Origin of the sequence: Variovorax sp. LjRoot84, from assembly GCF_964254305.1 — a bacterium.
In the GTDB taxonomy this organism is placed as follows: domain Bacteria; phylum Pseudomonadota; class Gammaproteobacteria; order Burkholderiales; family Burkholderiaceae_C; genus Variovorax.
Genome location: NZ_CAXUTE020000001.1, coordinates 628,924 through 645,856 on the forward strand (window position 1 = coordinate 628,924; position 16,933 = coordinate 645,856).

A 16,933-nucleotide genomic window follows, 5' to 3' on the forward strand; every position below is an offset into this window, starting at 1 on the left:
GAGGCGGAGGAAGAGGCGGCGAAGAGCCGGGCAGAATTGTCCCATGCCCGCCGCCGCCAAGTCGTCTCCACCGGAAAAGCCCGCAGCAGTACCGGCGCCAGCGCCCGGCGCGGGCCTGAGCCCGGTGCAGCGCGCGCTGCGCAAGCTCGGGCTCCTGCGCGACATCGATTTCGCGCTGTACCTGCCGATGCGCTACGAGGACGAGACGCGCATCGTGCGGCTGGCCGACACGCGCGACGGCGACACGGCCCAGATCGAGGCCGTGGTGAGGGATTGCGAAGTCGTGTTCAGGCCGCGCCGTCAGCTGATCGTGACGGTGGACGACGGCAGCGACACCTGCCAGCTGCGCTTCTTCAACTTCTATCCCTCGCAGCAGAAGCAGCTCGCGGTCGGCGCGCGGGTGCGGGTGCGCGGTGAGGTGCGCGGCGGTTTCGTCGGGCGGCAGATGATGCATCCGACGGTCAAGGCCGCGGGCACCGAGCTGCCGCAGGCGTTGACGCCGGTGTACTCGACGATCGCGGGGCTGGCCCAGCCGATGCTGCGGCGCGAAGTGCGCTCCGGCTTGGCGCGGGCGGTGCTCGACGAGACCGTTCCGCCGGCGCTCGCGCCGTCGGGCGCATGGGAACTGCGCCGGGCGTTGAGCTTTCTCCACTACCCGGCGCCCGACGTGGCGATGGCCACGCTGGAAGACCACAGCCACCCCGCCTGGCAGCGCCTCAAGGCCGACGAACTGCTGGCGCAGCAGCTCTCGCAACTGCAGGCGCGCCGGGCCCGCGCGGCGCAGCGCGCGCCGGTGCTTTCGGCGGCGGCTTCCGGTGACTCGCTGTACAAGGAACTGCTGGCCACGCTGCCCTTTGCATTGACCGGCGCACAGCATCGGGTCGGCGAGGAGATCACGCACGACCTCGCTCGCGACGTCCCGATGCACCGCCTGCTGCAGGGCGACGTGGGCTCCGGCAAGACCGTGGTGGCGGCGCTGGCCGCCGCGCGCTGCATCGATGCCGGCTACCAGTGCGCACTGATGGCGCCCACCGAGATCCTCGCGGCGCAGCACTTCGGCAAGCTGGTCGGCTGGCTCGACCCCTTGCTGGCCGAGCGCGGCCTGCGTGTCGCCTGGCTCACCGGCAGCCAGAAGAAGAAGGAGCGCGACGCGATGTCGGCCGCGGTCGAGAACGGCGAGGCCGCGCTCGTGATCGGCACGCATGCGGTGATCTCGGAGAAGGTGCGCTTCGACAAGCTCGCGCTGGCGATCATCGACGAGCAGCACCGCTTCGGCGTTGCGCAGCGCCTGGCCCTGCGCGGCAAGGCCGTCGGCGACCTCGAACCACACCTGCTGATGATGAGTGCCACCCCAATCCCGCGCACGCTCGCGATGAGCTACTACGCCGACCTCGACGTCTCCACGCTCGACGAGCTGCCGCCGGGTCGCACGCCGATCGTGACCAAGCTGGTGGCCGATCACCGGCGCGACGAGGTCATCGATCGCATCCGCGCCCAGCTTGCGCAAGGGCGGCAGGTCTACTGGGTCTGCCCGCTGATCGAAGAAAGCGAGGCGGTCGATTTGCGCAACGCGACCGAAACGCGTGACGAGCTGGCCGCCGCACTCGGCGCGCAGGTCAGCGTGGGGCTGCTGCACTCGCGCATGCCGACAGCCGAGAAGCAGGCGGTGATGGAGAGCTTCACGGCCAACCGGCTCCAGGTGCTGGTCAGCACCACGGTGATCGAGGTCGGCGTCGACGTGCCCAATGCCTCGCTGATGGTGATCGAGCATGCCGAGCGCTTCGGGCTTTCGCAGCTGCATCAGCTGCGCGGGCGTGTCGGACGTGGCGCGGCCGCTTCGGCCTGCGTGCTGCTCTATGCGCCGAACGAAGGCGGCCGGGTCGGCGAGGCGGCGCGCGCGCGGCTCAAGGCGATGGCCGAAACCAGCGACGGCTTCGAGATCGCACGGCGCGACCTCGAGATCCGCGGGCCCGGCGAATTCCTCGGCGCGCGGCAGTCGGGCGCGCCGCTCCTGCGCTTTGCCGACCTGAGCACCGATGTGTTGCTGCTCGATTGGGCGCGGGCGCTGGCGCCGCGCATGCTCGACCGCCATCCGGAACTCGCAATCAAGCACGTCGACCGCTGGCTCGGCAGCAAGGCGGAGTACCTCAAAGCCTGAATTCGGCAGAGGTCGCAGCGTCTGCGCATAATTGACGCAGGCTATGACTCTCACCGAACTCAAATACATCGTTGCAGTCGCGCGTGAGCGGCATTTCGGCAAGGCGGCCGAGGCCTGCTACGTGTCGCAGCCCACCTTGTCGGTCGCGATCAAGAAGCTGGAAGACGAACTCGAGGTCAAGCTTTTCGAGCGCAGCGCGGGCGAGGTCACGGTCACGCCGCTGGGCGAGCAGATCGTGCAGCAGGCCCAGAGCGTGCTCGACCAGGCCGCGAGCATCAAGGAGATTGCCAAGCGCGGCAAGGACCCGCTGTCGGGGCCGCTCAACCTGGGCGTGATCTACACCATCGGCCCGTACCTGCTGCCCGACCTGGTGCGCCAGAACATCGCGCGCACCCCCCAGATGCCGCTGGTGCTGCAGGAGAACTTCACCGTCAAGCTGCTCGAGATGCTGCGCGCCGGCGAGATCGACTGCGCGATCATGGCCGAGCCCTTTCCCGACACCGGCCTGGCGATGGCAGCGCTCTACGACGAGCCCTTCATGGCGGCCGTGCCCGTCCATCATCCGCTGGCGGAGCGCGAATCCGTGAGCTCCGACGAGCTCAAAAAAGAGACCATGCTGCTGCTCGGCACCGGCCATTGTTTTCGCGACCACGTGCTCGAGGTCTGCCCCGAGTTCGCGCGCTTCTCAAGCAATGCCGAGGGCATCCGCAAGAGCTTCGAGGGCTCGTCGCTCGAAACCATCAAGCACATGGTGGCGGCCGGCATGGGCGTGACGCTGGTGCCGCGCCTGTCGGTGCCGAACGGTGCGCTCAAGTCCAAGGCCAAGGGCCGCGGCAAGGAGCCCGAGCAGATCGTGCGTTACCTCCCCGTGCGCGACGAGCAGGGCGGCGAGCCGACGCGCCGCGTGGTGCTGGCCTGGCGCCGCAGCTTCACGCGCTACGAGGCCATCGCGGCGCTGCGCAACGCGATCTACGCCTGCGAGCTGCCGGGCGTCAAACGACTCTCGTAGGACTTGCTGTCATCGGCCTACGCGTTCGACCCCGGCCGAGGGCAATCGCTGCGATAGAGTTCGGCTGTTGCGAAGCCCGCCCTTGGCTTCTAAAGTTTCTGACCGCCAATTCAACCTTGAAGAAAGAACTCGCGCCATGGCCAAAGTCGTGAAGAAATCCAAGTCCCCGATCTCCGCTGCACCCTCGGCCTCCGCCGGCAAAGTGCCCAGGAAGGGCGGCGCCGTGGTGGCCCTGGAGTCGGGCAGCCGCAATGCGCCGATCATCAACATCGGCATCGAGCGTCAGGACCGCGCCGCCATCGCCGAAGGCCTGAGCCGCGTGCTGGCCGACACCTACACGCTCTACCTCACCACGCACAATTTCCACTGGAACGTGACCGGCCCGCACTTCAACTCGCTGCATGCGATGTTCATGGCGCAGTACACGGAGCTCTGGGGTTCGACCGACGTCATTGCCGAGCGCATCCGCGCCCTGGGTCATTACGCGCCGGGCTCGTATGCCGAGTTCAGCAAGATCGCGACCGTGCCTGACGTGCCGAAAGATCCGCCGAAGGCGATGGAGATGGTGCGCATCCTGGTCAAGGGCCACGAGACCGTTTCGCGCATCGCGCGCGAGTTCATCCCGGTGGCCGAGGAGGCCGGCGACGACCCGACCGCCGACATGCTCACCGCGCGCTGCACGGTGCACGACCAGACGGCCTGGATGCTGCGTTCGCTGCTCGAGGACTGATCCGCCCCGATCAGAACTTGGCGCGCAGGGTCAGCTGCAGTTCGCGCGGCGGACCCGGAATGATCAGGTTGTCGACGCTGCCGTGGGCCGAGATGTAGTGCTTCTTGTCGAAGATGTTCTTCAGGTTCAGCGCCAACTCGTAGCGATCCGTCTTGTAGCTGCCCGCCAGGTCGGCCGTCATGTAGCCTGGCAGGGCCACCAGGTTGGTCAGCGAGGCGTAGCGCGCGGCCACGTAGTTCAGGCCGCCGCCCGCGCTGAAGCCATGGCCCAGGTCCTTCATGAGCCAGACGAAGGCCGAGTGCCGCGGCGTGAGCGGTGCGACCTTGCCCTGGACCGGGATGGGTGCACCGACCGGCAGTTGCAGTGAACTGACGGTGGCCACCGACTTGACCATCCGCCCGTCCAGGTAGGCATAGCCCGCGCTCACGTCCCAGCGCCCCGGCAGCTTGCCGGCGAGCGTGAGTTCCAGTCCGTTGGTGCGCTGCGTGCCCACGTTGATCTGCCGCGCCGGATTGGCCGGATCGCTGTTCTTGATGCCCGAGCGCTCCAGGTTGAAGGCCGCGGCCGTGAAGCTGAGCGCACCGTCCAGGAAGTCCAGCTTGGCGCCGATCTCCTTGTTGACCGTGATCTCGGGTGCGTTGTCCGCGTTGCCGGCCGAGAGCGCGAAGGTTTCCGCCGAGGGCTGGAAGGAGCGGCTGTACGACAGGTAGTAGGACTGCGCCTCGCCGGGCTGCCACACCAGGCCGGCGCGCGGGCTGAACTTCTTGTCGGTGCGCGTCAGGGTCGGGAGACTGCGCTCGAACGAGGTCTCCTGGTCGAACACGTCGTAGCGCCCGCCGACCAGCGCCTTCCATTGCGGCGCCAGCGTGATCTGGTTCTGCGCGTACAGCGCAGAGGTTTTGAAGGTGGAGTTGCTGGGAATCGCGCTCGTCGCCAGATAGTTGGCGAGCGGGATGGGTGGCGGAACAGCGACAGGATTGAAGATGCTGACGCGCTGAAAACCGACGGCCGAGGACACGGAATAGGCGCGCTTGTCCTGCACGCCGAACTCCGTGCCGACGAGCCATTCCTGCTTGAAGCCGCCGATGTCGTTGCGCCACGTCAAGTCGGTCTGGTTGAACCAGCCGCTCTCGTCCCGATCGACGAAGCCGCGGGTGCGGCCCACGGTCAGGCGCACGGGGTCGGTGGTGCCGCTGGGCAGCGTGTTGTAGCGATCCAGGTGGTAGCTGGAGTAGCGCGTCGTGTTGCGCAGGTTCAGTTCATCGCTGAAACGATGGTTCAGCGTGGCGGTGAAAGACTGGACCTTGGAGGTGCTCGTGTCGTCGCGCTTGGCCAGGGCGGAGCCGTAGTAGGTGCCGATCGGCACGTCGACCGGCCGGCCGTTGAGCGCCGGGATGCCGAAATCCGTCAGCCGCTGGTCGTGGGCGTTGGTGTATTGCAGCAGCAGGTCGGTCTGCGGGCTGAACTTCATCGCGAGCGAGGGCGCGATGCTGTAGCGGTCGATGAACTGCTGGTCGCGGTAGCTGCCCGACTTCTCGCGGGCGACGTTGAGTCGGAACGCCATGTTCTCGCCGATGGGCGTGTTGAGGTCCGCGGTCGCGCGCTTGAAGTCGTGGCTTCCCAGGCCGAGCGACACCTCGCCGAAGGACTCTCCGAATACCGGCTTCTTCGTGACGCGGTTGATCAGGCCGCCCGACGACCCGCGGCCGTAGAGCACTGCGGCCGGTCCCTTGAGCACCTCGATGCGCTCGGTATCCGACAGGTCGCGGAAGTACAGCGCGTCGTCGCGCACACCATCCACGAACCAGTCGGCGATGGCGGTGAAGCCGCGGATGACCACCTGGTCGCGCTGGCCGTCGCCGCTGCTGAAGGAGACGCCCGGCGCATTGCGCAACGCATCCTGCATCGAGGTGGCGCCTTGATCGCGCAGCAATTGCGCCGGCAGCACGTTGACGGCTTGCGGTATGTCGCGCAGCGGTGCGCTGCCCTTGGTGGCGGTGCTGCTGGCGGCCGGGGCGTACCCGGCGTCCTGCTCCGTGCTGACCGTGATTTCCTTCAGCGTGTTGTTCTGGGCCTGCGCCGTGCAATGCAGCAAGGCGAGCGCGGCAGCGGTCAGGGGCAGATGGCGCAGGCGTGGGCGCAGCGCGCGTGGGCGTAGAGACATGGATTTCCTTCAGGGCAAGAACCGGATCGCGAAGCGCCACGCGGCTCGCCATCGAAGTGATGACTAAACCGGATGTGCCCTGCCTGGAAATGTCTGGGTTGGGTGCCTTTTGCGCGGAAGTCCTGGCGCTGGGCCGGGCTCGATGCAAAGGGTGATCGCGTCGCGCGAACCGCCGGATTCTAGTGTGGCAAACGAGGGCGTCTATTTGGCGTGACGCAAAATCGGCCCATGTCCGCATCCACTGCTGCCGCGCCGCGCGGCCGCCTTTCGCTCTACCTGGACCTGATCCGCTGGAATCGTCCCGCCGGTTGGCTGCTGCTGCTGTGGCCGTCGCTCGGCGCCCTGTGGTTTGCCGCCGGAGGCTGGCCGGGCTGGCACCTGCTCACCGTGTTCGTGCTGGGCACCATCCTCATGCGCAGCGCCGGCTGCTGCGTCAACGACGTGGCCGATCGCGATTTCGACCGCCATGTCAAGCGCACCGCCCAGCGGCCCGTCACCAGCGGCGCCATCTCGGTCAAGGAGGCGCTCGCCGTGGGGGCGGTGCTCGCGCTGGCCGCCTTTGCGCTGGTGCTCACGACCAACCGCGTCACCGTGCTGTGGTCGTTCGCGGCCTTGGCTGTGACCCTGATCTATCCGTATGCCAAGCGCTTCATGTCGATTCCGCAGGCGGTGCTGGGCATCGCATTCAGCTTCGGCATCCCGATGGCCTTCGCGGCCGTGCAGTCCAGCGTGCCGGCTTTCGCGTGGTGGCTGCTGGCGGGCAACCTGTTCTGGGTGCTGGCCTACGACACCGAGTACGCGATGGTTGATCGCGACGACGACCTGAAGATCGGCATGAAGACCTCGGCCATCACCTTCGGCCGCTTCGATGTTGCGGCCGTGATGGCGAGCTACGCGATCTTTCTGGCGGTATGGGCCGCGGCCGGCGCGAGCGAGGCCCTGGGCCCCGCCTTCTTCGCCGCCATCGGCATCGCGGCGGCGCAGGCGCTGTGGCATTGGCGGCTGATTCGCGACCGCATGCGTGACGGCTGCTTCAAGGCCTTCCGGCTCAACCACTGGCTGGGCTTCACCGTGTTTGCCGGTGTCGTGGCCGGCTACGCGCTGCGCTGAAGCCGCGCTGCCTCAATCGCGGCCGAATTCCTTGGCGAGTTCGCCGGCGCGCTGGTGTGCGGCGCGGATCGCGGCCTTGAACTTCGCCTTGACGTCCGCGCTCTCGAGCGAGCTGATCGCTGCATAGGTGGTGCCGCCCTTGGAGGTCACGCGCTCGCGCAGCACCGCGGGCGGCTCGCTCGCATTGCCGGCCAGGGCCGATGCGCCGCTGAAGGTGCCCACGGCGAGGCGATGCGCCTGCTCGGGCGAGAGGCCCAGCTCGACGCCGGCCTCCGTCATGGCCTCGATGAAATAGAAGACATAAGCGGGGCCCGAGCCCGAGACCGCGGTCACGGCATCGAGCGCGCCTTCGGCATCGACCCACAGCAGGTCGCCGGTGGCATCCAGCACCTGCTCGGCCAGCTTGCGGCCGGCGGCATCGACCGCCGGGCGCGCGAACAGGCCGGTCATGCCCTGGCCGACCAGGGCCGGCGTATTGGGCATGGCACGCACCACGCGCTCCGTGGCCAGCCAGCGCGCGATGCTGTCGGAGGGGATGCCCGCCGCGACGCTGAGATGCAGCGCCTCGCTCGCCAGAGCGCGGACCGGTCGCGCGGCCTCCGCAAAGCTCTGCGGCTTGACGGCCCAGACCACGACGGCGCAACGCGCGAGAGCGGCACCGGCCTCGGGTTGGGCGGTGATGCCGAAGTCGTGCAGGAGCCGTGCGCGGGCTTCGGCAAAAGGTTCGACCACTTCGAAGGTCTCTGCAGGGACGTCCCGCTTGATGAGCCCGCCGATGATGGCGCTGGCCATGTTGCCGCCGCCGATGAATCCGATCGGCGGCAAAGGGGTCGGTTCCCGGCGGGGCAGGAAGGTGACTGCGATGTTCATGACTTGTTCCGTGACACTCAACGATGGCCCCAGCGCTCTCGCGGCAGCGGCCGGACCGAAATTGTCGCCGCTCGCCAGTGCCCGGCAATGCAGAAGCAGGCAGTTTTTGAAAGCGCGCGCTCACATCTAAAAATAATCGCTGAGTGTTGTGCGGCGTCACGGATTGGCCGGTTGACAGTACTCATAGGCCGTGCAACAATCGTGGGCTTCGCTTTTCAAAAGGCGAAGCTTCTGCCCAACGGAGGCGCATCAAAGTGGTTTTGATGCGCGGACGACGGGCCCAAGACTGACCGCAGAGCCTTCGCAGGGAAATCCTGGGGAGATGAGCGGTACAAGTTGGGAACTACTAGACATGATCCAAACTGAATCCCGGCTCGATGTGGCCGACAACACGGGCGCGAAATCCGTCCTGTGTATCAAGGTGCTCGGCGGCTCCAAGCGGCGTTATGCCAGCGTGGGCGACGTCATCAAGGTCAGCATCAAGGAAGCCGCTCCGCGTGGTCGCGTCAAGAAGGGCGAGATCTACAGCGCAGTGGTGGTCCGTACCGCCAAGGGCATCCGTCGCAGCGACGGTTCGCTCGTCAAGTTCGACGGCAATGCCGCCGTTCTGCTCAACGCCAAGCTGGAGCCCATCGGCACCCGCATCTTCGGACCGGTCACGCGCGAACTGCGCACCGAGAAGTTCATGAAGATCGTGTCGCTGGCCCCCGAAGTTCTGTAAGGACAACAACGCCATGAACAAGATTCGCAAAGGCGACCAGGTCATCGTGTTGGCCGGGCGCGACAAGGGCAAGCGCGGCACGGTGTCGCTGCGCAAGGACGACTCGCACCTGATCGTCGACGGCATCAATCTGGTCAAGAAGCACACCAAGCCGAACCCGCTCAAGGGCACGACCGGTGGCATCGTCGAGAAGGCCATGCCGATTCACCAATCCAACGTGGCGATCTTCAATGCCGCGACCGGCAAGGCCGATCGCGTGGGCATCAAGGTCACGGACGGCAAGCGCGTGCGCGTCTTCAAGTCCAGCGGCGACGAAATCAAGACCGCCTAAGGGGTACTTACATGGCACGTCTCCAACAACACTATCGCGAAAAAGTCGCGAAAGACCTGACCGAAAAGTTCGGCTACAAGTCGCCGATGCAGGTTCCGCGTCTGACCAAGATCACGCTCAACATGGGTGTGGGCGAAGCGGTCGCCGACAAGAAGGTCCTCGACAACGCCGTCGCCGACCTGACCAAGATCGCCGGCCAGAAGCCGGTCGTGACCAAGTCGAAGAAGGCGATCGCCGGCTTCAAGATTCGCGAGAACCAGCCGATCGGCTGCATGGTCACGCTGCGCGGCGTGCAGATGTATGAGTTCCTGGACCGTTTCGTGACCGTGGCCCTGCCGCGCGTGCGCGACTTCCGCGGCATTTCCGGCCGTGCGTTCGACGGCCGCGGCAACTACAACATCGGCGTGAAAGAGCAGATCATTTTCCCCGAGATCGAATACGACAAGGTCGATGCCCTGCGCGGTCTCAATATCAGCATCACGACGACGGCCAAGACCGACGAAGAGGCCAAGGCGCTTCTCGCGGGCTTCCGTTTCCCGTTCAAGAACTGAGGTGATTTGTGGCTAAAGTAGCTTTGATCGAGCGCGAACTCAAGCGCGACAAATTGGTCGCAAAGTACGCCGCCAAGCACGCGGAACTGAAGGCGATCGCCAACGACGCGAAGAAGAGCGACGAAGAGCGCGCAGCCGCCCGCCTGGGCCTGCAGAAGCTCCCGCGCAACGCCAATCCGACGCGCCAGCGCAACCGCTGCGAAATCACCGGCCGCCCGCGCGGCACCTTCCGCCAATTCGGTCTGGCCCGCGCCAAGATCCGTGAACTGGCTTTCGCTGGCGACATCCCCGGTGTCACCAAGGCCAGTTGGTAAGCCAGGCAGGAGCAAACAATATGAGCATGAGTGATCCCATTGCCGACCTGCTGACGCGTATCCGCAACGCGCAGATGGTGGCGAAGCCCACCGTGTCGGTCCCGTCTTCCAAGGTGAAGATCGCGATCGCACAGGTGCTGAAGGACGAGGGCTACATCGACGGCTTCCAGGTCAAGACCGAAGCCGGCAAGACCGAACTCGAAATTGCACTGAAGTACTACGCCGGCCGCCCGGTCATCGAGCGCATCGAGCGCGTGAGTCGTCCCGGCCTGCGCGTCTACAAGGCCAGCGCCGCGATTCCGCAAGTCCAGAACGGCCTCGGCGTTGCCATCGTCACGACCCCCAAGGGCGTGATGACCGACCGCAAGGCCCGCGCTACCGGTGTCGGTGGCGAAGTGCTGTGCTACGTCGCCTAAACGAGACATCGAGGAGAAACTGAAATGTCCCGAGTAGGAAAAATGCCGGTCGCCATCCCCGCAGGCGTGGATGTGTCGATCAAGGAAGACCAGATCAGCGTCAAGGGCACGGGCGGCACGCTCAACCTGGCGTTGAACGCGCTGGTCAATGTCGTCAGCAAAGACGGCAAGCTGAGCTTCGAACCCGCCAACGAATCGCGTGAAGCCAACGCGATGAGCGGCACGGTTCGCCAGCTGGTGAACAACATGGTGGTCGGTGTGACCAAGGGCTTCGAGAAGAAGCTGAGCCTGATCGGCGTGGGCTACAAGGCCCAGGCGCAGGGCGCCAAGCTGAACCTGCAAGTCGGTTACTCGCATCCGGTCAACATCGACATGCCGCAAGGCATCACGGTGGCGACGGCGACGCCGACCGAAATCGTGATCAAGGGCGCCGACCGCCAACGCGTCGGCCAAGTGGCCGCTGAGATCCGCGCGATTCGTCCGCCCGAGCCTTACAAGGGCAAGGGCATCCGCTATGCGGACGAGAAGATCGTGATCAAAGAGACCAAGAAGAAGTAAGGGGCAGCAAAATGATGTTGACCAAAAAAGCACAGCGTCTTCGCCGTTCGCGCCAGACCCGCATCCGCATTGCGACGCAAGGCGTGGCGCGCCTGACGGTGAACCGCACCAATCTGCACATCTACGCCACCGTCATCTCCGACGACGGCACCAAGGTGATTGCCACTGCATCGACGGCCGAAGCCGAAGTGCGTACCTCGCTGGGTGGTTCCGGCAAGGGCGGCAACGCCGCTGCGGCCACCGTGGTCGGCAAGCGCATCGCTGAAAAGGCGAAGGCCGCCGGCATCGAGAAGGTCGCTTTCGACCGCGCAGGTTTCGCCTACCACGGCCGCGTCAAGGCGCTGGCCGATGCGGCTCGCGAAGCCGGCCTGCAGTTCTAACCGGACACGAGATTCAAAATGGCAAAGATTCAGGCAAGAACGCAGAGCGAAGGCCCCGAAGACGGTCTGCGCGAGAAGATGATCGCGATCAACCGCGTCACCAAGGTGGTGAAGGGCGGTCGTATCCTCGGTTTCGCGGCACTCACCGTGGTGGGTGACGGCGACGGCCGCGTCGGCATGGGCAAGGGCAAGTCGAAGGAAGTGCCGGCCGCCGTGCAGAAGGCGATGGAAGAAGCGCGTCGCAACCTCGCGAAGATCTCGATCAAGAACGGCACGCTGCATCACCGCGTGACGGGCCATTGGGGCGCTGCCTCGGTGGTCATGATCCCGGCCCCGAAGGGTACCGGCATCATCGCCGGCGGCCCGATGCGCGCCGTGTTCGAAGTCATGGGCATCACCGACATCGTGGCCAAGAGCCATGGTTCCTCGAACCCCTACAACATGGTCCGCGCCACGCTGGACGGCCTGAAGAATTCGACGACGGCGTCCGAAGTCGCTGCCAAGCGCGGCCTGACCGTCGAACAACTCTTCGCCTGAACGGGAGTATCGACATGACGACGCAACAACAAACCCTCAAGGTGCAATTGGTCAAGAGCCCGATCGGCACCAAGGAATCGCATCGCGCCACCGTGCGTGGCCTCGGCCTGCGCAAGCTCAACAGCGTGAGCGAGCTGCAGGACACGCCCGCGGTGCGCGGCATGATCAACAAGATCAGTTATCTGGTCAAAGTGCTCTAAACAGAGTCGCTGAGAGAGAGACGTATATGGAACTCAATGGCATCAAGCCGGCTGACGGCTCCAAGCACGCCAAGCGCCGTGTCGGCCGCGGCATCGGCTCCGGCCTGGGCAAGACCGCGGGTCGCGGTCACAAGGGTCAGAAGTCGCGTGCGGGCGGTTTCCACAAGGTCGGCTTCGAAGGCGGCCAGATGCCGCTGCAGCGTCGCCTGCCCAAGCGCGGCTTCAAGTCGCAGCTGCTCAAGTACAACGCCGAAGTAACGCTGACCTCGCTCGAGAAGCTCGGCCTGGCCGAAGTCGACGTGCTGGCGCTCAAACAAGCCGGCCTGGTCGGTCAGATCGCCAAGGTCGTCAAGGTCATCAAGTCGGGTGAACTCACCAAGGCCGTCAAGCTGACCGGCATCGGTGCGAGCGCCGGCGCCAAGGCTGCGATCGAAGCAGCCGGCGGCAGCGTGGCCTGATCGGACTGAAAGAAGTCTTCGTGGCAACCAACGCGGCAACGCTCGCAAAAACAGGCAAGTTCGGCGACCTGCGTCGCCGGCTCGTCTTTTTGCTGCTCGCGCTCGTGGTCTATCGCATCGGAGCTCACATTCCGGTGCCGGGCATCAACCCGGACCAACTCGCGCAGCTGTTCCAGGGCCAGCAGGGCGGCATCCTGAGCCTGTTCAACATGTTCTCGGGCGGGGCGCTGTCGCGCTTCACCGTGTTCGCGCTGGGCATCATGCCGTACATCTCCGCGTCGATCATCATGCAGTTGATGACCTACGTGGTGCCGACCTTCGAGCAATTGAAGAAGGAAGGCGAAGCCGGCCGGCGCAAGATCACCCAGTACACGCGCTACGGCACGCTGGGCCTGGCGCTGTTCCAGTCCTTCAGCATCGCGGTCGCGCTGGAATCGTCGGCAGGCCTCGTGATTTCGCCCGGCTTCGGCTTCCGCATCACGGCGATGGTCAGCCTCACGGCCGGCTCGATGTTCCTGATGTGGCTCGGCGAGCAGATCACCGAGCGCGGCCTCGGCAACGGGATTTCGATCCTGATCTTCGCGGGCATCGCGGCCGGCCTGCCGAGCGCGATCGGCGGATTGCTCGAACTGGTGCGCACCGGCGCCATGAACGTGATCGTCGCGCTGTTCATCGTCGCGGTGGTCATCCTGGTGACCTACTTCGTCGTGTTCGTCGAACGCGGTCAGCGCAAGATCCTCGTGAACTACGCGCGGCGCCAGGTCGGCAACAAGGTCTACGGCGGCCAGTCCTCGCACCTGCCGCTGAAGCTGAACATGGCTGGCGTGATCCCGCCGATCTTCGCGTCGTCGATCATCCTGCTGCCGACCACGGTCGTGGGCTGGTTCAGCACCGGCGAGAGCATGCGCTGGATCAAGGACATCGCGAGCGCGCTGACGCCGGGGCAGCCGATCTACGTGCTGCTCTATGCCACCGCGATCGTGTTCTTCTGCTTCTTCTACACGGCGCTCGTGTTCAACAGCCGCGAGACGGCCGACAACCTGAAGAAGAGCGGTGCGTTCATTCCAGGCATTCGCCCAGGTGACCAGACCGCGCGCTATATCGACAAGATCCTGGTTCGTCTGACGCTGGCCGGCGCGGTGTACATCACCTTCGTCTGCCTGCTGCCCGAGTTCCTGATCCTGAAATACAACGTGCCGTTCTATTTTGGCGGCACCTCTCTGCTGATCATCGTGGTTGTCACGATGGACTTCATGGCCCAAGTGCAGAACTACATGATGTCGCAGCAGTACGAATCGCTGCTAAAGAAAGCCAATTTCAAGACTTCCTAGGCGATTGAGATGTCGAAGGACGATGTCATCCAGATGCAAGGCGAGGTTCAGGAGAACCTGCCGAATGCGACCTTCCGGGTGAAGCTGGAAAATGGACACATCGTGCTGGGGCATATTTCCGGAAAGATGCGGATGCACTACATCCGCATCCTTCCAGGTGACAAGGTCACCGTCGAGTTGACGCCCTATGACTTGAGCCGGGCGCGCATTGTGTTTCGGGCGAAATGAGTCGCCGGGTTGGACAGAGTTTTAGGAGAATGAAATGAGAGTTTCGGCTTCGGTCAAAACCATTTGCCGTAATTGCAAGATCATCCGCCGCAAGGGTGTGGTGCGCGTGATCTGTACCGACCCGCGCCACAAGCAGCGCCAGGGTTGATTGAAAGAGTATTAGAGGACGCACATGGCACGTATTGCTGGCATCAACATTCCGCCGCACAAGCACGCTGAGATCGGCCTGACCGCCATCTTCGGCATCGGTCGCACCCGCGCCCGCAAGATCTGCGAAGCGAGCGGCATCGAATATTCGAAGAAGATCAAGGATCTGACCGACGCCGATCTCGAGAAGATCCGCGACCAGATCGCGCTCTTCACCATCGAAGGTGACCTGCGTCGCGAAACGACGATGAACATCAAGCGCTTGATGGACATCGGCTGCTACCGCGGCTTCCGTCACCGTCGCGGCCTGCCGATGCGCGGCCAGCGCACGCGCACCAACGCCCGCACCCGCAAGGGTCCGCGCAAGGCCGCGCAGTCCCTGAAGAAATAAGGATAGATCAGCATGGCTAAAGCTCCTGCCAACAACGCAGCGCAACGCGTTCGCAAGAAGGTCCGCAAGAACGTGGCGGACGGCGTCGCGCACGTGCACGCCTCGTTCAACAACACGATCATCACGATCACCGATCGCCAGGGCAACGCTCTGTCGTGGGCGTCGTCGGGTGGCCAGGGCTTCAAGGGCTCGCGCAAGTCGACGCCGTTCGCTGCGCAGGTCGCTTCGGAAGTCGCCGGTCGCGCTGCGGTGGAACAAGGCATCAAGAACCTCGACGTCGAGATCAAGGGCCCGGGCCCGGGACGCGAATCGTCGGTGCGCGCGCTCGCCGCGCTCGGCATCCGCATCAACTCGATCGCCGATGTGACGCCGGTTCCGCACAACGGCTGCCGCCCGCAAAAGCGCCGTCGCATCTAAGGCGAGGACGCCCGGCGCAGTCAGCTTTCGAGCCGGCTGCGCGTTTTGTTTTTTCAACAAGCCCACCGCCATCGGCACGCCGCTGATGGCTCCCGCAGACAGCCTCTGCGGCAGATGACACAAAGGAAGATCAAGTGGCACGCTACCTCGGCCCCAAGGCCAAACTTTCCCGCCGCGAAGGCACCGACCTGTTCCTGAAGAGCGCCCGCCGTTCGATCCAGGACAAGGCCAAGTTCGACTCCAAGCCCGGCCAGCATGGCCGCACTTCTGGTCAGCGCACCTCCGACTTCGGTCTGCAGCTGCGCGAGAAGCAGAAGGTCAAGCGCATGTACGGCGTGCTCGAGAAGCAGTTCCGCCGCTACTTCGAGGAAGCCGATCGCCGCCGTGGCAACACCGGCGCCAACCTGCTGTTCATCCTCGAATCGCGCCTGGACAACGTGGTCTACCGCATGGGCTTCGGCTCCACGCGCGCCGAAGCGCGCCAGCTGGTCTCGCACAAGGCGATCACGGTGAACGGCCAGTCGGTCAACATCCCGTCGTACCTGGTCAAGACCGGCGACGTGATTGCCGTGCGCGACAAGTCGAAGAAGCAGACCCGCATCGCCGAAGCGCTGCAACTCGCCCAGCAGGTCGGCATTCCGGCCTGGGTCGAAGTGAATGCCGACAAGGGCGAAGGCACCTTCAAGAAGGTGCCCGATCGCGACGAATTCGCGGCCGACATCAACGAATCGCTGATCGTCGAACTGTATTCGAGGTAACAGGCGAAAACGTGCCGCCATCCGGCGGCCCGGACTTTGATTTTTTGTTCCCTGCCGCGGACACCGCGGCCGGGCACTTCACCAGCCTTACCGGTGTAACGAGCCGGGGGTATTGAGAGGAAGTTCTGCATGCAAACCACCCTGCTGAAACCCAAGACCATCCAGGTCGAGCAACTGGCCGCCAACAAGGCCAAGGTCACGCTCGAGCCCTTCGAGCGCGGCTACGGCCACACGCTCGGCAACGCGCTGCGCCGCGTGCTGCTGTCGTCGATGGTCGGTTACTCCGCCACCGAAGTGACGATCGCCGGCGTGCTGCATGAGTACTCGTCGATCGACGGCGTGCAGGAAGACGTCGTCAACATCCTGCTGAACCTCAAGGGCGTGGTGTTCAAGCTCCACAACCGCGATGAAGTCACGCTGAGCCTGCGCAAGGACGGCGAAGGCGCGGTGACCGCGTCGGATATCCAGACGCCGCACGACGTCGAGATCATCAACCCCGACCACGTGATCGCCCACCTGTCGCAGGGCGGCAAGCTCGACATGCAGATCAAGGTCGAGAAGGGCCGCGGCTATGTGCCCGGCACGATGCGCCGCTACGCGGACGAGCCGACCAAGTCGATCGGCCGTATCGTGCTCGACGCCTCGTTCTCGCCGGTCAAGCGCGTGAGCTACACGGTCGAAAGCGCCCGCGTCGAGCAGCGTACCGACCTCGACAAGCTCCTGGTCGAGATCGAGACCAACGGCGCGATCACCGCCGAAGACGCGGTTCGCGCCTCGGCCAAGATCCTGGTCGAGCAACTGGCCGTGTTCGCGCAGCTCGAAGGCGGCGAACTCGCTGCGTTCGATGCACCCGCGCCGCGCAGCGCCCAGCAGTTCGATCCGATCCTGCTGCGCCCGGTCGACGAGCTCGAACTCACGGTGCGTTCGGCCAACTGCCTGAAGGCCGAAAACATCTACTACATCGGTGACCTGATCCAGCGCACCGAGAACGAGCTGCTCAAGACCCCGAACCTGGGTCGCAAGTCGCTCAACGAAATCAAGGAAGTGCTCGCCTCGCGCGGCCTGACCTTGGGCATGAAGCTCGAAAGCTGGCCACCGGCCGGCCTCGATAAGCGTTAAGAATCACCACACCTGTGTGTTGCACCGGGCAGTAC

Annotated in this window: 23 protein-coding genes; 21 read left to right on the plus strand and 2 right to left on the minus strand. The window is 64.9% G+C overall.

The window, feature by feature from the left end; genetic code table 11:
* The first annotated feature begins 43 nt into the window (after positions 1–43).
* The 3 genes from recG to ACSQ9I_RS03280 all read left to right on the plus strand — a co-directional run bounded on the left by recG (position 44) and on the right by ACSQ9I_RS03280 (position 3,897).
* Positions 44–2,158, plus strand: coding sequence for an ATP-dependent DNA helicase RecG (recG, locus tag ACSQ9I_RS03270; protein ID WP_436312269.1), 2,115 nt, complete (start codon positions 44–46; stop codon positions 2,156–2,158).
* Between the two features lie 43 nt (positions 2,159–2,201).
* Positions 2,202–3,167: a LysR substrate-binding domain-containing protein gene (locus tag ACSQ9I_RS03275; RefSeq protein ID WP_093105260.1), complete on the plus strand. Its 966-nt coding sequence runs from the start codon at positions 2,202–2,204 to the stop codon at positions 3,165–3,167.
* Positions 3,168–3,303: 136 nt separating this feature from the next.
* Entirely contained in the window at positions 3,304–3,897 is a 594-nt protein-coding gene (locus tag ACSQ9I_RS03280) for a Dps family protein (RefSeq protein ID WP_436312270.1), read from the plus strand.
* 10 nt (positions 3,898–3,907) lie between these two features.
* Here ACSQ9I_RS03280 and ACSQ9I_RS03285 read toward each other — a convergent pair whose 3' ends face one another.
* On the minus strand, positions 3,908–6,061 hold the full coding sequence (locus ACSQ9I_RS03285; protein WP_436312271.1) for a TonB-dependent receptor: 2,154 nt from the start codon (positions 6,059–6,061) through the stop codon (positions 3,908–3,910).
* A 228-nt stretch (positions 6,062–6,289) separates the two neighbouring features.
* Between ACSQ9I_RS03285 and ubiA the strand changes: the two genes are divergently transcribed.
* Positions 6,290–7,171 (plus strand): 4-hydroxybenzoate octaprenyltransferase, encoded by an 882-nt coding sequence (gene ubiA / locus ACSQ9I_RS03290; protein ID WP_436312272.1) that lies wholly within the window; start codon positions 6,290–6,292, stop codon positions 7,169–7,171.
* A gap of 12 nt (positions 7,172–7,183) precedes the next feature.
* Here ubiA and proC read toward each other — a convergent pair whose 3' ends face one another.
* Positions 7,184–8,041: a pyrroline-5-carboxylate reductase gene (proC, locus tag ACSQ9I_RS03295; RefSeq protein WP_093105270.1), complete on the minus strand. Its 858-nt coding sequence runs from the start codon at positions 8,039–8,041 to the stop codon at positions 7,184–7,186.
* A gap of 352 nt (positions 8,042–8,393) precedes the next feature.
* Here proC and rplN point away from each other — a divergent pair, with 352 nt between their 5' ends.
* The 17 genes from rplN to ACSQ9I_RS03380 all read left to right on the plus strand — a co-directional run bounded on the left by rplN (position 8,394) and on the right by ACSQ9I_RS03380 (position 16,898).
* A complete protein-coding gene (gene rplN / locus ACSQ9I_RS03300; RefSeq protein WP_093105273.1) occupies positions 8,394–8,762 on the plus strand; it encodes a 50S ribosomal protein L14 in 369 nt (122 codons plus the stop codon).
* Between the two features lie 13 nt (positions 8,763–8,775).
* Positions 8,776–9,093 (plus strand): 50S ribosomal protein L24, encoded by a 318-nt coding sequence (rplX, locus tag ACSQ9I_RS03305; RefSeq protein WP_093105275.1) that lies wholly within the window; start codon positions 8,776–8,778, stop codon positions 9,091–9,093.
* Positions 9,094–9,104: 11 nt separating this feature from the next.
* Complete coding sequence (rplE, locus tag ACSQ9I_RS03310) at positions 9,105–9,644, plus strand: 50S ribosomal protein L5 (RefSeq protein WP_093105278.1); 540 nt, start codon at positions 9,105–9,107, stop codon at positions 9,642–9,644.
* Between the two features lie 8 nt (positions 9,645–9,652).
* Positions 9,653–9,958, plus strand: coding sequence for a 30S ribosomal protein S14 (gene rpsN / locus ACSQ9I_RS03315; RefSeq protein WP_093105280.1), 306 nt, complete (start codon positions 9,653–9,655; stop codon positions 9,956–9,958).
* A 20-nt stretch (positions 9,959–9,978) separates the two neighbouring features.
* Entirely contained in the window at positions 9,979–10,374 is a 396-nt protein-coding gene (rpsH, locus tag ACSQ9I_RS03320) for a 30S ribosomal protein S8 (protein WP_093105283.1), read from the plus strand.
* A 24-nt stretch (positions 10,375–10,398) separates the two neighbouring features.
* Positions 10,399–10,932, plus strand: coding sequence for a 50S ribosomal protein L6 (gene rplF, locus ACSQ9I_RS03325; RefSeq protein WP_093105285.1), 534 nt, complete (start codon positions 10,399–10,401; stop codon positions 10,930–10,932).
* 14 nt (positions 10,933–10,946) lie between these two features.
* Entirely contained in the window at positions 10,947–11,312 is a 366-nt protein-coding gene (gene rplR / locus ACSQ9I_RS03330; RefSeq protein WP_093105479.1) for a 50S ribosomal protein L18, read from the plus strand.
* Positions 11,313–11,330: 18 nt separating this feature from the next.
* Entirely contained in the window at positions 11,331–11,849 is a 519-nt protein-coding gene (rpsE, locus tag ACSQ9I_RS03335; protein WP_093105288.1) for a 30S ribosomal protein S5, read from the plus strand.
* Between the two features lie 14 nt (positions 11,850–11,863).
* On the plus strand, positions 11,864–12,049 hold the full coding sequence (rpmD, locus tag ACSQ9I_RS03340) for a 50S ribosomal protein L30 (protein ID WP_009124818.1): 186 nt from the start codon (positions 11,864–11,866) through the stop codon (positions 12,047–12,049).
* Between the two features lie 26 nt (positions 12,050–12,075).
* Complete coding sequence (rplO, locus tag ACSQ9I_RS03345) at positions 12,076–12,507, plus strand: 50S ribosomal protein L15 (protein WP_093105289.1); 432 nt, start codon at positions 12,076–12,078, stop codon at positions 12,505–12,507.
* 20 nt (positions 12,508–12,527) lie between these two features.
* Complete coding sequence (secY, locus tag ACSQ9I_RS03350; RefSeq protein ID WP_093105292.1) at positions 12,528–13,838, plus strand: preprotein translocase subunit SecY; 1,311 nt, start codon at positions 12,528–12,530, stop codon at positions 13,836–13,838.
* Positions 13,839–13,847: 9 nt separating this feature from the next.
* Positions 13,848–14,066, plus strand: coding sequence for a translation initiation factor IF-1 (infA, locus tag ACSQ9I_RS03355; RefSeq protein ID WP_093105295.1), 219 nt, complete (start codon positions 13,848–13,850; stop codon positions 14,064–14,066).
* 34 nt (positions 14,067–14,100) lie between these two features.
* The gene (rpmJ, locus tag ACSQ9I_RS03360) at positions 14,101–14,214 is read left to right on the plus strand and encodes a 50S ribosomal protein L36 (RefSeq protein WP_038201958.1); all 114 of its coding nucleotides are present in this window, start codon (positions 14,101–14,103) and stop codon (positions 14,212–14,214) included.
* Between the two features lie 24 nt (positions 14,215–14,238).
* Positions 14,239–14,604 carry a 30S ribosomal protein S13 gene (rpsM, locus tag ACSQ9I_RS03365; RefSeq protein ID WP_019653977.1) on the plus strand — a complete coding sequence of 122 codons (366 nt, stop codon included), beginning with the start codon at positions 14,239–14,241 and terminating at the stop codon, positions 14,602–14,604.
* 12 nt (positions 14,605–14,616) lie between these two features.
* The gene (gene rpsK / locus ACSQ9I_RS03370) at positions 14,617–15,021 is read left to right on the plus strand and encodes a 30S ribosomal protein S11 (protein ID WP_068674563.1); all 405 of its coding nucleotides are present in this window, start codon (positions 14,617–14,619) and stop codon (positions 15,019–15,021) included.
* Positions 15,022–15,155: 134 nt separating this feature from the next.
* The gene (gene rpsD, locus ACSQ9I_RS03375; RefSeq protein ID WP_093105298.1) at positions 15,156–15,779 is read left to right on the plus strand and encodes a 30S ribosomal protein S4; all 624 of its coding nucleotides are present in this window, start codon (positions 15,156–15,158) and stop codon (positions 15,777–15,779) included.
* A gap of 129 nt (positions 15,780–15,908) precedes the next feature.
* Positions 15,909–16,898: a DNA-directed RNA polymerase subunit alpha gene (locus ACSQ9I_RS03380; protein WP_028250818.1), complete on the plus strand. Its 990-nt coding sequence runs from the start codon at positions 15,909–15,911 to the stop codon at positions 16,896–16,898.
* The last annotated feature ends 35 nt before the right edge of the window (positions 16,899–16,933 follow it).